The sequence below is a fragment of the Mucilaginibacter aureus genome (assembly GCF_053514885.1).
The window spans coordinates 2,637,144-2,651,282 of sequence record NZ_CP170601.1 but is presented as its reverse complement, the minus strand read 5'-3'; the positions used below and the strand labels follow the sequence as shown (position 1 = coordinate 2,651,282).

17 protein-coding genes are annotated in these 14,139 nt (G+C 42.9%); 12 read left to right on the top strand and 5 right to left on the bottom strand.

The features are described 5' to 3' along the window. Nucleotides 1–173: 173 nt before the first annotated feature. Complete coding sequence (locus ACFGVR_RS11310; protein ID WP_448702934.1) at nucleotides 174–701, bottom strand: Mpo1 family 2-hydroxy fatty acid dioxygenase; 528 nt, start codon at nucleotides 699–701, stop codon at nucleotides 174–176. 240 nt (nucleotides 702–941) lie between these two features. On the opposite strand from ACFGVR_RS11310, the gene rpsT reads away from it, so the two are divergent. From rpsT to ACFGVR_RS11275, 7 genes are all read left to right on the top strand, one after another. After that, the gene (gene rpsT, locus ACFGVR_RS11305) at nucleotides 942–1,196 is read left to right on the top strand and encodes a 30S ribosomal protein S20 (RefSeq protein WP_448702933.1); all 255 of its coding nucleotides are present in this window, start codon (nucleotides 942–944) and stop codon (nucleotides 1,194–1,196) included. Between the two features lie 239 nt (nucleotides 1,197–1,435). Then, entirely contained in the window at nucleotides 1,436–2,134 is a 699-nt protein-coding gene (radC, locus tag ACFGVR_RS11300) for a RadC family protein (protein ID WP_448702932.1), read from the top strand. A gap of 302 nt (nucleotides 2,135–2,436) precedes the next feature. After that, on the top strand, nucleotides 2,437–4,836 hold the full coding sequence (gene pheT, locus ACFGVR_RS11295; protein WP_448702931.1) for a phenylalanine--tRNA ligase subunit beta: 2,400 nt from the start codon (nucleotides 2,437–2,439) through the stop codon (nucleotides 4,834–4,836). 231 nt (nucleotides 4,837–5,067) lie between these two features. Beyond that, entirely contained in the window at nucleotides 5,068–5,358 is a 291-nt protein-coding gene (locus ACFGVR_RS11290; protein WP_448702930.1) for a hypothetical protein, read from the top strand. Nucleotides 5,359–5,380: 22 nt separating this feature from the next. Then, nucleotides 5,381–5,674, top strand: a complete 294-nt coding sequence (locus ACFGVR_RS11285; protein ID WP_448702929.1) for a cell division protein ZapA — start codon at nucleotides 5,381–5,383, stop codon at nucleotides 5,672–5,674. A gap of 224 nt (nucleotides 5,675–5,898) precedes the next feature. After that, the gene (rny, locus tag ACFGVR_RS11280) at nucleotides 5,899–7,464 is read left to right on the top strand and encodes a ribonuclease Y (protein ID WP_448702928.1); all 1,566 of its coding nucleotides are present in this window, start codon (nucleotides 5,899–5,901) and stop codon (nucleotides 7,462–7,464) included. Between the two features lie 124 nt (nucleotides 7,465–7,588). Beyond that, a complete protein-coding gene (locus tag ACFGVR_RS11275; RefSeq protein ID WP_448702927.1) occupies nucleotides 7,589–7,801 on the top strand; it encodes a hypothetical protein in 213 nt (70 codons plus the stop codon). Nucleotides 7,802–7,988: 187 nt separating this feature from the next. On the opposite strand, the gene ACFGVR_RS11270 is transcribed toward ACFGVR_RS11275, so the two are convergent. Continuing rightward, on the bottom strand, nucleotides 7,989–8,552 hold the full coding sequence (locus tag ACFGVR_RS11270; RefSeq protein WP_448702926.1) for a hypothetical protein: 564 nt from the start codon (nucleotides 8,550–8,552) through the stop codon (nucleotides 7,989–7,991). Between the two features lie 49 nt (nucleotides 8,553–8,601). Between ACFGVR_RS11270 and ACFGVR_RS11265 the strand changes: the two genes are divergently transcribed. The 4 genes from ACFGVR_RS11265 to ACFGVR_RS11250 all read left to right on the top strand — a co-directional run bounded on the left by ACFGVR_RS11265 (nucleotide 8,602) and on the right by ACFGVR_RS11250 (nucleotide 11,257). After that, complete coding sequence (locus ACFGVR_RS11265; protein WP_448702925.1) at nucleotides 8,602–9,093, top strand: hypothetical protein; 492 nt, start codon at nucleotides 8,602–8,604, stop codon at nucleotides 9,091–9,093. 135 nt (nucleotides 9,094–9,228) lie between these two features. Further along, entirely contained in the window at nucleotides 9,229–10,086 is an 858-nt protein-coding gene (locus tag ACFGVR_RS11260) for a zinc dependent phospholipase C family protein (RefSeq protein WP_448702924.1), read from the top strand. Then, complete coding sequence (locus tag ACFGVR_RS11255) at nucleotides 10,083–10,535, top strand: hypothetical protein (protein WP_448702923.1); 453 nt, start codon at nucleotides 10,083–10,085, stop codon at nucleotides 10,533–10,535. Before ACFGVR_RS11260 ends, ACFGVR_RS11255 begins: the two co-directional genes overlap by 4 nt. 5 nt (nucleotides 10,536–10,540) lie before the next feature. After that, the gene (locus ACFGVR_RS11250) at nucleotides 10,541–11,257 is read left to right on the top strand and encodes a TMEM175 family protein (RefSeq protein WP_448702922.1); all 717 of its coding nucleotides are present in this window, start codon (nucleotides 10,541–10,543) and stop codon (nucleotides 11,255–11,257) included. On the opposite strand, the gene ACFGVR_RS11245 is transcribed toward ACFGVR_RS11250, so the two are convergent. Genes ACFGVR_RS11245 through ACFGVR_RS11235 form a run of 3 tightly spaced genes read right to left on the bottom strand, consistent with a single transcriptional unit; the run spans nucleotide 11,254 to nucleotide 13,396 of the window. Further along, on the bottom strand, nucleotides 11,254–11,904 hold the full coding sequence (locus tag ACFGVR_RS11245; RefSeq protein ID WP_448702921.1) for a DedA family protein: 651 nt from the start codon (nucleotides 11,902–11,904) through the stop codon (nucleotides 11,254–11,256). The two genes, ACFGVR_RS11250 and ACFGVR_RS11245, sit on opposite strands and share 4 nt — an antisense overlap. 57 nt (nucleotides 11,905–11,961) lie before the next feature. Then, on the bottom strand, nucleotides 11,962–12,687 hold the full coding sequence (locus tag ACFGVR_RS11240; RefSeq protein ID WP_448702920.1) for a DUF4397 domain-containing protein: 726 nt from the start codon (nucleotides 12,685–12,687) through the stop codon (nucleotides 11,962–11,964). A gap of 34 nt (nucleotides 12,688–12,721) precedes the next feature. Further along, on the bottom strand, nucleotides 12,722–13,396 hold the full coding sequence (locus ACFGVR_RS11235; protein ID WP_448702919.1) for a DUF4397 domain-containing protein: 675 nt from the start codon (nucleotides 13,394–13,396) through the stop codon (nucleotides 12,722–12,724). Between the two features lie 255 nt (nucleotides 13,397–13,651). On the opposite strand from ACFGVR_RS11235, the gene ACFGVR_RS11230 reads away from it, so the two are divergent. Beyond that, complete coding sequence (locus ACFGVR_RS11230; protein ID WP_448702918.1) at nucleotides 13,652–14,125, top strand: ribonuclease H-like YkuK family protein; 474 nt, start codon at nucleotides 13,652–13,654, stop codon at nucleotides 14,123–14,125. Nucleotides 14,126–14,139: the final 14 nt, after the last annotated feature.

Genomic DNA, 14,139 nt, shown 5'->3' with positions numbered 1-14,139 from the left:
TTAATGTAATTTCAACTCACTGTTTACATTGTCTTAACATAAACAGGTTAAGTTCTTGATATATAGAAAATTAGTTAATTAAAGCAAAATACCCGGATGAGTTTGTTTGAATGCTTAAAGGTTAAAAAGTTGTAATGTAAATGGCTGGTTTATGGGCGTAATCTCTTACCCTATCAATACCTGATCTTTAACCTGATCAATATAAAATGCAGCAGCCATATGGGGCCGATGAGTAAAAATTTGATATCATCAAAAAACGATGGTTTTTTACCTTCAATTTTATGGCCGATGAGCTGCCCTACCCAGGCCAGTACAAACAATACCAGGCACGATAGCCATAGGGCCGGCCCGCCGGTTTTGTGCCACTGCTCCAAAACAATGATCATATAGGTAAAGGCAAAAACAACCAGCAGCATAAAGTAAGATAATACGGGCGACAGCTTATAATAATAGTATATAGCAAACGCGATGAGGAACGAGGCCCAGTTAAAATAGCCGTTATACTGCCCCATAAAGTTTAAATGCGGAAACGGAATGGCCCATACCAGACCCAGTAAACTAAACACAATGATGGGTACACATATCCAATGGATCAACTCGTTGGTTTCGTTTTGATGGCTTTCGGCATATTTATCAAAATAAACATCAACTGGGCGCTTTGCAGTTGCAGTGGTATCAGACGGTTTAGTTTTTGCTGCCATAATTTATGGTATCGAAATGTAAAACTAAAAACTGTTGCTGATTAAACGGCATGTTTCCGGTAAAAATATTCCCCCGGAGTTTCTTCAAGGGCTTACATCATCATAATTGTTGTACTTTTGCCGTCATAAAAATCGCAGTTAAAACATAACTGAATTATTTTTTATTGAGTATTTGCAAATTAAAAACAAGTGCGTATATTTGCAGTCCTTAAAACAGAACGAAAAAAGAAGCTATAAGCAATGGCAAATCATAAATCATCCATTAAAAGAATCAGAAGTAACGCTGCGAAGCGTTTACGTAACCGTTACCAGGCAAAAACAACCCGTAACGCTATCAAAAGATTAAGAAACACTACTTCGAAATCGGAAGCAACTCCGTTATTGTCGAAAGTAATTTCGATGCTTGATCGTTTAGCCAAAAAGAACGTGATCCACAAAAACAAAGCGTCAAACAATAAGTCAAAGCTGACTAAATTTGTTAACGGCTTAGCATAATATAACAAAATCTGTTAAAAGGTTTTGTAAAAAGCGTCCTGATGAAAATCGGGACGCTTTTTTGTTTTGGAGCAATTTCTCCACGCGTCATTGCGAGGTACGAAGCAATCCCAAACTTGAAGGTCGGCCGTGCTGAGCGGCTCTGTAAGTCGGGGATTGCCACGCTATCGCTCGCAATGACGCTTTAAAAAGTTATCTGCACATTGCCATATTCACACATTTATCTTAGCTTTAAACCAATGGAACCTTACGAAAGCAAGATCAGTATTAAAGCCTGGGCCGAAGAAGACCGCCCTCGCGAAAAACTGCTGGGGCAAGGCAGGCGTAATTTAACCGATGCCGAACTGATTGCCATCCTGATCGGTAGCGGCAGCAGGGATGAGTCGGCAGTTGAGCTGAGCAAACGGATATTGCACCATTACAAAAATGACCTGAACACCTTAGGCAAAGCAGGCGTTAACGAACTTTCGAAATTTAAAGGCATCGGTGAAGCCAAAGCCATATCGATTATTGCAGCGTTGGAATTGGGTCGCCGCCGAGATGATACCGAAACCAAGGCAGTTGAAAGCATCACCTGCAGCCGCGATGCCTATAAAATACTGTACCGCCTTTTTGCCGATTTGAACCACGAAGAGTTTTGGATCATTACCATGGCGCAATCCAACAAAGTTACCGGTACGCACCTCATCAGCAAAGGCGGTTTGGCTGCTACCATTGTCGATCCGAAGATCGTTTTCCAGATAGCCTTAGAAAACCATTCGGCCAGTATCATTTTGGCACATAATCATCCTTCGGGCGGTTTAAAACCCAGTGAGCAGGATATAACTTTAACCAGGCGCTTATGCGAAGCCGGACGCATCCTCGAAATCAAAGTTTTTGACCATATTATTGTAACCGACGACGGCTACTTTAGCTTTGGCGATGAGGGGATGATTTGATTCGGATTTCGGATTTTCGATTTCGGATTTATTATTTGTGTAATACAGCTTGCGTGAGGGATAGAAGCGGATACCGGCCTGTGACTAAGGCCTGTGTAGTATGAGCGCATAGCCCAACCCGATAGGGGCACGCCAGAATAATGTGCAAATGCGAAAATGTGCGGATATGCAAATGATTCTAATCGGTGAAATAATTTGCACATTTATTCATCTGCACATCTGCACATCGAAAAAACCTTTTACCTTTCGCCTTTAAGCTTTCTGCTTAAATCGTATCTTTGCCATTCATTTTTTTGCACGCAATGAAGATCTCGTATAACTGGTTAAAGCAATTTATTAATACCGACAAAACTCCCGAAGAAATATCCGTAATCCTTACCGGCATTGGCCTTGAGGTGGAAAGCCTTGAAAAAGTTCAGGCTATACCCGGCGGATTGGAAGGTTTGGTAATAGGCTATATTAAAGAGCACCACCAGCACCCTAACGCCGACCGCTTAAGCGTTACCAAAGTTGACGTGGGCACGGGCGAGGATCTGCGGATTGTTTGCGGTGCACCAAATGTGGCCGCTGGCCAGAAGGTGGTTGTGGCCACTGTGGGTACAACCGTATATCCAACCGCGGGCGAGCCTTTTAAGATCAACAAATCAAAAATACGCGGCGAGGAATCGGCAGGGATGATTTGCGCCAATGATGAGATTGGCCTGGGTACCGATCATGATGGTATTATGGTGCTTGATGCCGGTGCCGTTGTAGGTACTTTAGCCAAAGATTACTTTAACCTTACCGACGATTATTTATACGAAATTGGCTTAACCCCCAACCGTGCCGATGCGGCATCGCACCTGGGTACGGCACGCGACATTGCAGCATTTTTAAAACTGCCGGTTACCAAACCTGATGTGAGCGCTTTTAAGATTGATAACCAGGACCTGAACATTGAAGTTGTGGTTGAAGATGCTGCCGCTGCTCCGCGCTATGCGGGCCTCACCATTTCGGGTATCGAAGTAAAAGATTCGCCGAAATGGCTCAAGGAAAAACTGGCCGTTATCGGCATACGCGCCATCAACAACGTGGTTGACGTAACCAACTATGTATTGCATGGTTTGGGCCAGCCGTTGCATGCTTTTGATGCCGCCGCTATAAAAGGCAACAAAGTGATTGTTAAAACCGGTTTGGCCGGAACGGTATTTAAAACCCTTGATGGAATTGACCGTACCCTGTTTGCCGACGACCTGATGATATGCAACGCCAGCGAGCCAATGTGTATTGCCGGTGTATTTGGCGGCGCTGATTCGGGCGTAAGCGAGAGCACCAGGGCTATATTTTTAGAGAGTGCTTACTTTAACCCGGTATCGGTACGAAAAACCTCAAAAAGGCATGGGTTAAAAACCGATGCGTCGTTCAGGTTTGAGCGCGGCACCGACCCGGATATGCCGGTATTTGCCTTAAAGTTTGCGGCCCTGTTGATACAGGAAGTAGCCGGTGGACAAGTGTCCTCAGGTATTGCAGACCTGTACCCTGCCCCTGTTGCGCCATTCGAGGTGGAGCTGGCTTATAAAAATGTGGACAGGCTGATCGGCAAAGCCATCGGTAACGATACCATTAAAAACATTGTAACTGCGCTGGATATTGAGGTGGTAAACGAAACTAAAGAGGGTTTATCGCTAAAAGTAGCACCCTACCGTGTTGATGTTACCCGCGATGTGGACGTGATAGAGGAGATACTGCGCATTTACGGTTACAATAACATTGAGATACCAACGCAGATCCGTGCATCGCTCAATACTTCGGGCAGGCCGGATAAGGATACCGTGCAAAACACGATATCTGATCTGCTGACCGCTAATGGCTTTAACGAAATGCTGGCCAACTCGCTCACCAAAGCGGCTTATGCCGAGAACATTGACGAAGCGGTGAAGATATTGAACCCACTGAGCAACGACCTGGACATTATGCGCCAAACTTTGCTTTACTCGGGCCTGGAGGCTATTGCCTATAACCAAAACCGCAAGGCTGCCGACCTTAAACTGTATGAGTTTGGCAAGGTATACAACGTGCGCGAGGATAAGTATGCGGAGAACCAGCGTTTCTCGGTATTTTTAACAGGGGCTGACAGTGCAGCCAACTGGAACCAGAAGAGCAAGGCCGTTACTTTTTACAATTTAAAAGCTGTTGTTGATACCTTGCTTTCCAGATTGAGTGTAAAGGATTATACTGTTGATGACGCTGCCCATAACAACCTGGCCTACGGCCTGCAATACACCAAAAACGGCAAAGTATTGGTGAGCTTTGGCGCTGTTGCGAAAGCACCTTTGAAAAAGGCCGACGTAGACAAAGAAGTATTTTATGCCGACTTTAACTTTGACGTGCTGCTGAACCTGGTGCGTAAAAACAAGATCGTTTACCAGGAAGTATCGAAGTTCCCTGCTGTAAACCGTGATCTGAGCATGCTGATCGATCAGAATGTAACCTTCCAGCAGTTAAAGCAAATAGCCCAGAAAACCGAGCGCAAGCTATTGAAAGACGTAAATGTATTCGACGTGTACGTTGGCGATAAACTGCCGGCCGGCAAAAAAAGCTATGCTTTAAGCTTTGTGATACAGGATGAAGAAAAAACCCTGACCGATAAAGCCATTGACAGCATTATGCAGAAACTGATCTTTAACTTTGGTAAGGAAGCAGGAGCAGAAATCCGGAAATAAGTCTTGGGTTGGGAGTTTTTTGAGTCCGGAATCAAAATAGCTTCGAGGATCAGGACTGAGAACGCGGCCAAATAAATAAGTTAACGGGTTATTAAGTTAATTGTTATTTAGTTACTATGTTTGTAATTGTTTAAGTTACGGGGATATTAATTTAATATTGAGTGAAGTACAAAATCAATAGCCAATAACTCAGTAACTTAATAACACAACATCAATAACTACTAACAAACAATGGCTGTATTAGCTGAACAATTAGAAATAGTTGTAGAAAAAACAGAAAGATTAATAGAACTTTGCGGGGCCTTGCAGGAAGAAAACGATTTGCTAAAACTGGAAAACGAATCGCTAAAAGTGGCCCTGAACATAAGCAAAGAAAAAAATAAAGAGTTTGATGAAAAGCTTCGTGTAGTGAAGCTTGCCAAGTCGTTTTCTGAAACAAATGAAAAAACCCTTGACATCAAGCAAAAAATTAACGAATTTGTGCGGGAAATAGATAAATGTATTGTGTTACTTAAAAAGTAATACGGAAAAGTGAAATAGCTCAATGGGAGAAATCTCCATAAAAATAAATATTGCTGACAGAGTTTACCCTTTAAAGGTAAACATGGAAGAGGAAGAAATAATACGTAGAGCGGCTAAATTGATCAACGACCGGGTAAAAGAATACCAGGAAAATTACGCGGTTAAAGATAAACAGGATCTGTTATCCATGTGTGTGCTGCACTTCGCTACATCGGCTTTAAAGGCCGAAAAACGCGTTGGTGCCGATGATACACAGGTTGCGGAGAAGGTGTATCAGCTTGATCATTTGTTAACCGACTTTTTTTCGAAGCAGTAACGTTCTTTACACATAACGAGCAAATTAAGATTTAACCGCAGTTAAATTTTTAAGTTTCACTATTTATAAACTTAACACTTCAATATTGATGAAGGTGAGGTGGTGTACGTCATTTAATAATAAAAATCTGACGAAGACCCAGCCTTCAGTCGTTTTATCGAAGTTTAATAATACATGAGGCTTAAAATTTAGTTGCGGTTTTTTTATTTACACCAATTATAATCATGAACAATATATTATACTTAATTATCGGGCTGCTGGTAGGCGTTGTAACAGGCGTACCCATTGGCCGTTTTTTTCTGAGGAAGCTTTTTAAGGACCAGGAGGTTGCTGCCCAGGCTAAGGTTAAAAAGATATTGAAAGAGGCTGAAAACGAAGCTGAATTACTAAAAAAGAACAGGTTATTAGAGGCAAAAGAGAAGTTTTTACAAATGAAGGCCGAGCACGAGCAGGATATCAATGGTAAAAACAATGCCATGAACCAGCGCGAAAACAGCCTGAAACAAAAAGAACAATCACTCAACCAAAAGCTGGAGAATGCCAACCGCAAAGACCAGGAGCTGGATAATTTGCGCAAAAACCTGGAAAAACAAACCGAACTTGCAGTTAAAAAGCAAGATGAAGTAGAGATTTTAAAGAATCAGCATATTGAGCAACTGGAAAGTATTGCAGGCTTATCGGCCGAGGATGCCAAAAATCAGCTGGTAGACAACCTGCGCGAAGAGGCCCGTACCAAAGCCATGATGCAGATCAAGGATATTGTAGACGAGGCTAAGCTAACCGCTGTTAAGGAAGCCAAAAAAGTGGTTATCCAAACCATACAACGTACCGCTACCGAAAGCGCTATTGAGAATACGGTTTCAATCTTCAATATTGATAACGACGAGGTTAAAGGCAGGATCATCGGTCGTGAAGGGCGTAACATCCGCGCGCTGGAAGCTGCTACCGGTATCGAGATCATTGTAGATGATACACCTGAGGCTATTATCCTTTCGGGATTTGACCCGGTACGCCGTGAAATTGCCCGTTTGGCCATGCACCGTTTGGTAACCGATGGTCGTATCCACCCGGCACGTATTGAAGAGGTGGTTGCCAAAACCAAAAAGCAGATAGAAGAAGAAATTGTTGAAATAGGCGAACGTACCGTGATCGACTTAGGTATCCACGGTTTACACCCTGAGCTGATCAGGATGGTGGGTCGTATGCGCTACCGCTCATCGTACGGGCAAAACCTGTTACAGCACAGCCGCGAGGTTGCCAACTTTTGCGCAACCATGGCTGCAGAATTAGGCTTAAACGTAAAACTGGCTAAACGTGCGGGCTTACTGCACGATATTGGTAAAGTACCTGATGATAACCCGGAATTGCCACACGCTATTTTGGGTATGCAGTTAGCCGAAAAATATAAAGAGAACCCTGAGGTTTGCAACGCGATAGGCGCCCACCACGATGAGGTGGAGATGACCTCGATGATATCGCCTATCATCCAGGCTTGCGATGCCATATCGGGTGCAAGGCCGGGTGCACGCCGCGAGGTGGTTGAAAGCTATATCAAACGTTTGAAAGAACTGGAAGAGTTAGCTTTGTCATACCCGGGTGTTGAAAAAACCTTCGCGATACAAGCCGGCCGCGAACTGCGTGTGGTGGTTGAAAGCGAAAAGATAACCGACGCGCAATCAGAAATACTGGCTGCCGATATCTCGAACCGTATCCAAACAGAAATGACCTACCCGGGCCAGATCAAAGTTACTGTGATCAGGGAAACCCGCTCGGTAGCGTTTGCAAAGTAAGCCCCCTAACCCCCTAAAGGGGGAAACTCGAAAAGATAAATATTTAAAGCCTGGCAAAAGCCGGGCTTTTTTGTTTTTGGGTAGGAATCGGGTTGAATTAGTTTATCTTTATCAAAAAACAATAATGGAAATATATACCGCGACCGTTAGAAAAGAATGGGGAGTACCTCAACTGATGATCATTGATATTGCTGATATCAATGCGAAAACACAAGTTGGGCATTTGGAAGGCGATTTTGCGAATATAGTGAAGACGGGAGGCGGATCGTACAAATTTTATACAGCGGGGAATCCTGTTGCTGTCGGAACACAAAACTACAATTTTGTTGCATCGTAGGTAAAGGCGTGGCTTAGAGTCTATTTTGGAAACTTACTGAATCAAACAAGTTTTGTAAATATAAAGTTCGGATTTCAAATCCGGACCAACTAAGAGTACCCGCCTTGGTGGTGGGGCGCTCAGCCAGTATCATAGCGAGTTAATAGTAAGTAAGGCTGAAGTTGTCTGATCGGTAACGTTTTAATTATTAGTCTTCATTAATTATTTCTTTGCCGTTCCAGTCCATTCTGTAGATTTTGTTATTCCAATCAGTAGCTATGATCTGGTCCTCTGAAACTGTAAACCCATTCTTGCCATCGGGAGAAACAAAAATATCGTTCCCGCCTGTCTGCCAAACTATATTACCGTTTTTATCAAGTCGTGTAATTTCTAACTCTCCATGTATAATGTAGCCATCGGGTATAGCAAATATTTCAAAACAAGTCGCAATGTCAGCTTGTACCTTCCAAATAAGGGAGAGTGCAGGCAAAGCCAAACAAAAAACATAATTTGCACAGCATAACAACAAATTATTGTTGTCAATAAGCATCCCAGTTTCGTGCACTGCTGTGCTGCCGCCAACAGCCGCAACAATGATGCTGTTTATTAACTGCTCATTTTTATAAATTTTCACTCCATGCATTGTTGGGATATGTTCCGAGCCTTCTTCGTAAATATGCCGATATTGAAAAGTGTTGTCCATTGACCCTACTTTGTAAGCAGGTTCGTTAATGCATTGTATCCGGTATTCGTTAAAATTTAATTCTATCATTTTATAGAGAAAGTTTATCTTTAATAACTAAGATAGAAATTTCGCCTCCATGTCCAAATCAGACACCACCGACCTGCTTAACTTCCTTTCCTCTTTTACGCCGGGGATACAGGAGCTGGCTTTATGGCTGCGCAATTTTGTTTGGGATGCGTACCCGCAATGTAACGAACTGATCTACGATAATTATAATGCGCTGGCCTTTGGCTGGTCGCCAACTGAAAAGCAGGGCGATCTTTTTTGTTCGGTAGCCGTTTACGGTAATAAGGATGTACACTTTGGCTTTTACTGGGGCTCGCAAATTGCCGATCCGGAAAAGATGTTGTTAGGCAATGGCAAACAATACCGCTATATCCGGGTAACCGATAAAGGTAGTTTCCCGGTAGCCTATGCCACCCGCCTGGTGGTTGATGCTTATGCCAACTCGATGGCTAAGTTAAAACCCAATGCCGTGTTGAGCGAAGGTAAAACGATCGTTAAATCGAGTTTGCCGATTAAAAAACGGCCTGGAGTGGTGATACCTAAAAAGACAAAAAAAACTTAACTACATTCTTACAACATGAAGCAAAAGCTTGTCCTTTTACTTTTAAGCGTCTTTGCTGTTACGTTGTGTTGCTCCTGGGGATTCTTTGGCCACCGGCGCATTAACCGCATTGCTGTTTTTACGCTTCCTAAGGGCATGAGTAATTTTTATAGGACCAATATCGATTTTATTACCGAACATGCCGTAGACCCTGATAAAAAACGCTATGTCGACTCGACCGAAGGGCCCAAACATTTTTTGGATGCCGACCATTATGGCAAAAAGCCCTTCGAAAAGATACCCGAGCGCTGGGCCGAGGCCGAGCGCCAGTACAGCGCCGACTCGCTCAATAAGTACGGCACCGTACCCTGGACCATCCAGCATTATTATTATAAACTGGTGGATGCTTTTAAGCGCAGGGACACCATGGACATTTTACGCACATCGGCCAACCTGGGGCATTACATTGCCGATGCCAACGTGCCTTTGCACATGACTGAGAACTATAACGGACAATTGACTCACCAGGACGGGATCCATGCTCTTTGGGAAACCCGTGTGGTCGAGCTTTTCAGTGATGGGTACCATTACCGTGCTGCGCCGGCGCTGTATATCCCAAGCCCGTTAAAAGAAGCCTGGAAAATGTGCCGGCGTACTTTTAAGTGTGTCGACTCGGTACTGGTATTCGAGCGGCAGCTTAATGCCACTTTTACTGATGATAAAAAGTACGGGCAATTTAAGCGCGGCAACCGCAAGGTTAAAGATTATACGATTGAATATGCCGCTGCCTATCAAAAATTGTTACACGGTATGGTGGAGCGTCAAATGCGTCTCTCCATTTCCGAGATCGGCAACTATTGGTTTACCGCATGGGTTGATGCCGGTCAGCCCAACCTGGATAAATTGATAGCCATACCCTTAACGCCCGAACAGAAACAAAAATTAATACAGGAAGAAGCCTCGTACAAAGCGGGTAAAGCATTAGCTTTAAGTACAAATAGATCCGAAAAATGAAACCCTGTTTTATTATATTGGTAGCCCTGTGCGTGCTTTGCTTAAAAAGTAGCGCGCAACTCAAAAACACGCAAAAATCCAACGAACGAATAGCCGCGACAGTGATTGCAAAGGTTCAACAGGTACCGGAGGTAAAAGTTTTTTTAGCCTCGTCCGGGAAAGACCCTGAAAGTAAGCATGCGTTAATGATAGACAATGAGCCGCACGGCGACTTTAAGTATTACGAAATAAAAATGGGCTACGGCGGAAGCATGTTTAGAACGGTATGCCGGTTTTGCGTTGATCCTCATACTTTAAAAGTTTATTATTGGGATGTAATGGCCAATGATATGGGGTTTTCTTATTCGGCAATTATCCCTTTAACACAATGGCGGCAGTTACGAAAAACGGCTGCATGGAATAAGCCGCATACTTATAAAACCGGAAAATTAGTAGCTTTAACAAAGTAACGCTTATGTTAAGAACAATTATCAACAAAAAACCCAAGGAGCGCATCAAATGGCGCAGCCACGAACCTACCCGGCTCGAAACGTTTAGCGATGGTGTGTTTGCTTTTGCGCTTACACTGATCATTGTATCTGTTGAGGTACCCAAAACCTTTACCGATCTGCTGGATATGATGATGGGCGTGGTAAGCTTTGCTATCTGTTTTGCGTTTTTGTTTAATGTATGGAACATGCAAAACAAATTTTTCCGCAGGTATGGGCTGGCCGATAATTACACCATTTTGCTTAACGCAATATTGCTTTTTGTATCCCTGATCTATGTATACCCGCTCAAATTTTTAACCTCGCTCATCAGCACCGATGATTACTTTGTTGAACACGGCGAACGCGTAGCCAAAATAACCACAGAACAGGTAGGTCCATTGATGATCATTTACGCGGCCGGCCTGAGTATTATTTATTTTTTGTTTTTCCTGATGTACCGCAATGCCAAAAGCCAAGCGCTTGAGCTACACTTAACCCCATCCGAATTGTTTGAGACCAATTCGTTTGCCTACGCAAACCTGATAGCCGGAGTGATAGGTGTGTTATCAATAATAGCAGCACTGATATTACCCACAGGCAAGGCTGGTAACGCGGGCTTTGTATTCTTTTTATTGGGCCCGGCTTATTCGGTATGGTATGCTTACCGCGGAAAAAAGTCGAGGCGAATGTTTGGGTATTAAGCCGCCTTTTTTACCGACCGGCTTTTAACAGCTGCATAAACTGCCGGTATTACCGATATCAGTATAATGGCTAATGATACCAACGAGAAGTGGTTTTTAAAGAATGGTAGGTCGCCGAAAAACTTACCTGCAAACAAAAAGATCAATATCCATGATGCGCCGCCTATAATGTTATACAGGCTGTAACGCAAAAAAGGCATTTTACCCACACCGGCAACAAAAGGCGCTATGGTACGGATAATAGGTATAAACCTGCTGAAAATAACTGCCTTGCCGCCATGTTTAGTAAAAAAGGCCTGTGTTTCCAGGTAATAATCAAGCTTAAGTATCTTGTTTTGGGGTTTAAATACTTTAACACCTAAATAGTTACCCAAAAAGTAGTTTACGGTATTTCCTGCGAAGGCGGCAATGATGAGGATGATAGCCATCAAATAAATATCCAACCCGGTATTACCTCCGGCTATTAAAGCTCCGGCAGCAAACAAAAGTGAGTCGCCGGGCAAAAATGGAGTGATCACAAAACCTGTTTCCGCAAAAATAATGGCGAATAAGATAAAATAGGTTTCACCCTGGTATTGATTGATAATATCCGACAGGTGTTTATCAATATGCAGTATAAAATCAATCAGGTGTTTAATAAATTCCAAGACGCGCGCTTTTAGTTTGCGCAAAAATATAAAAATAGGGCAAATAAACGCGCAAAATTATTGATTGGATATAACAGCTGCGGTAAACGCGGCGCTATCGGTGCGGCCTACCAGGCCACGGGTAAATACGGTATAAAGGCGGCCGTCCTGCACGGTAACATTACTCAGCGTAGTTAACGTATTTGTTGGTGTTGCCGTAGCATTTATTTTAAAGGCATAAACCCCGGCTGGTACCTGGATATAGGATGATACCTGTTTGTAGGTGATGTTACTGAAAGCCTGGGTTCCGTTGGCATACACGTCCAAACCTGCCGTACGTGGCGATGCATTTACAAAGCGGATCTTACCATAGCCTAATGTGGGTACTGTAGAGTAATCGGTGGTTAAGATGTAGGTTATCGTATCAGCGTGTGTGGTAGCTGTAGCCAGGCCGGTTACAAATAAAGTATAGCTCCGGTTATCCTTTAAGGTACTATCTACATAAAAAACGGTTACCAGTTTATGGTTACGCACCTGCATTACCTGCTCGCCGCTGTAAACCGAGTAATAGTTGGTTACCGTAGGATAATTAAAAAATTTGTTGCCCAATTGCAAACCACCAATGTATACCTGCATAGGCAGCAAATCGGGACTGGCATCGGCGATGCATAATTTTGTTGTTGATGCCGTTGGGGCCACTGCACCATTTTTATTGCATGACGGTAACATCGATAACCCAAGTATCGATACCACAATAACCAGTAAACTGTTTACAACTAAATTATTTGCTTTTTTATTGATCATTTTAACGATGCAAATCTATAAAGAATTGGCTGTACTAATGGTTAATAATTTCGCCGACAGCAAAGGCGTTTACACCTGTGCCATTGTATAAGCCATATCCATAAAAGGTATAAACCCCGCCACCGCTCAACTTAAACGTTTGCGAAGTGATAAGCGTATTGGTACCTGCCTGGTTAATTTTTAAAACCACGGTACCGGTATCAACCAGGGCAAATTTGGATATACCCTTATAAGCAATATTGGTAATGGCAACATTATTAAAATAAACGTCGACCGCGGGTGCATTTGCCGATGCGTTAATAAAACGGGCCTTTACTTTGCCGCTAACTGATCTGGCTGTATCGCTTAGTAAAATACCGCTAACTGCCTGCTTACTTTGCCCGGCTGCAAGCAACGTATAACGGATACTGTCGGTCAGGTTTTGGTCGGCCGAATAAATGGTATTATACAGCGTATCTTTAAGGGATGTAATTTGATCGCCCGAAGTTACTGTTAAATAGCCCGAGGCTAAACTATAGCCCAGTTTATAATTATTTTGCCGGGTACCGTTGGCATAGTAGTTAATTGAACCTGAGTTAACTACCAGGTTTACCACACTGATACTGGTTGTGGCGGTTATACCGGGTGCATCGTTGTTGTTTTTGCATGCGCTTAAAAAAAGCCCGGCCAAACAAAAAAGCAATAAATATTTCCCGGTTTTAAATTTCATGTGTAATGGCCCAAAAATAAATTTATAATGTTTAATAAACGAATTTGTTTAGTTGCCTGTATACACCCAGACAAACATTTATTGCAAACTATCCTTTAATTTAAAACCAACAGTTAAACTTTTAAATTATAATATGTTGATATATAAGCAGATGTTAACAAATAAATGATACTGTGTTTACGTTAATCTCGATAGGGATAGCTTAAATTAGTAAAAACTTATACATGGTCGTCTATTTAAACCACATGAAAAATTATGACCTGGAGAAAATTCAGCGGCGAGATCATTCAGTCGCCCATTATCGAAGAAGTTGAAAAAGCCATCGAGCGCGAAGCAAATCTGGGTAATAAGCTCAAAGTTTGTATCGGTACCGATTCGCAGGTAAAAGGCAGCGTAACAGATTTTGCAACAGTAATTGTTTTTTTACGTGAGCAACGCGGCGGATTTATGTTTATCCACCAGGAGCGTACTTCGCAAAAAATGAGCATTAAAGAACGTATGCTAAGCGAAGTGCAAAAGTCTATCGACATTGCTTACAAACTATGCGATCTGCTCGACCTGTACGATGTTGACCTGGAGGTACATGCCGACATTAACACCAACCCGATGTTTAAATCAAACCAGGCCCTGCACGAGGCTATGGGTTACATTTTAAGCATGGGCTTTGTGTTTAAGGCTAAGCCTGAGGCTTTTGCCAGTTCGTATTGCGCCAATAAAATGGTACAGTAGTAAATTTTTGTAGC

What these genes read in the sequence shown, in the direction of transcription:
- ACFGVR_RS11310 (WP_448702934.1), bottom strand. Translation starts at nt 701, where the DNA reads ATGGCAGCAAAAACTAAACCGTCTGATACCACTGCAACTGCAAAGCGC.
- rpsT (WP_448702933.1), top strand. Translation starts at nt 942, where the DNA reads ATGGCAAATCATAAATCATCCATTAAAAGAATCAGAAGTAACGCTGCG.
- radC (WP_448702932.1), top strand. Translation starts at nt 1,436, where the DNA reads ATGGAACCTTACGAAAGCAAGATCAGTATTAAAGCCTGGGCCGAAGAA.
- pheT (WP_448702931.1), top strand. Translation starts at nt 2,437, where the DNA reads ATGAAGATCTCGTATAACTGGTTAAAGCAATTTATTAATACCGACAAA.
- ACFGVR_RS11290 (WP_448702930.1), top strand. Translation starts at nt 5,068, where the DNA reads ATGGCTGTATTAGCTGAACAATTAGAAATAGTTGTAGAAAAAACAGAA.
- ACFGVR_RS11285 (WP_448702929.1), top strand. Translation starts at nt 5,381, where the DNA reads ATGGGAGAAATCTCCATAAAAATAAATATTGCTGACAGAGTTTACCCT.
- rny (WP_448702928.1), top strand. Translation starts at nt 5,899, where the DNA reads ATGAACAATATATTATACTTAATTATCGGGCTGCTGGTAGGCGTTGTA.
- ACFGVR_RS11275 (WP_448702927.1), top strand. Translation starts at nt 7,589, where the DNA reads ATGGAAATATATACCGCGACCGTTAGAAAAGAATGGGGAGTACCTCAA.
- ACFGVR_RS11270 (WP_448702926.1), bottom strand. Translation starts at nt 8,552, where the DNA reads ATGATAGAATTAAATTTTAACGAATACCGGATACAATGCATTAACGAA.
- ACFGVR_RS11265 (WP_448702925.1), top strand. Translation starts at nt 8,602, where the DNA reads ATGTCCAAATCAGACACCACCGACCTGCTTAACTTCCTTTCCTCTTTT.
- ACFGVR_RS11260 (WP_448702924.1), top strand. Translation starts at nt 9,229, where the DNA reads ATGAGTAATTTTTATAGGACCAATATCGATTTTATTACCGAACATGCC.
- ACFGVR_RS11255 (WP_448702923.1), top strand. Translation starts at nt 10,083, where the DNA reads ATGAAACCCTGTTTTATTATATTGGTAGCCCTGTGCGTGCTTTGCTTA.
- ACFGVR_RS11250 (WP_448702922.1), top strand. Translation starts at nt 10,541, where the DNA reads ATGTTAAGAACAATTATCAACAAAAAACCCAAGGAGCGCATCAAATGG.
- ACFGVR_RS11240 (WP_448702920.1), bottom strand. Translation starts at nt 12,687, where the DNA reads ATGATCAATAAAAAAGCAAATAATTTAGTTGTAAACAGTTTACTGGTT.
- ACFGVR_RS11235 (WP_448702919.1), bottom strand. Translation starts at nt 13,396, where the DNA reads ATGAAATTTAAAACCGGGAAATATTTATTGCTTTTTTGTTTGGCCGGG.
- ACFGVR_RS11230 (WP_448702918.1), top strand. Translation starts at nt 13,652, where the DNA reads ATGACCTGGAGAAAATTCAGCGGCGAGATCATTCAGTCGCCCATTATC.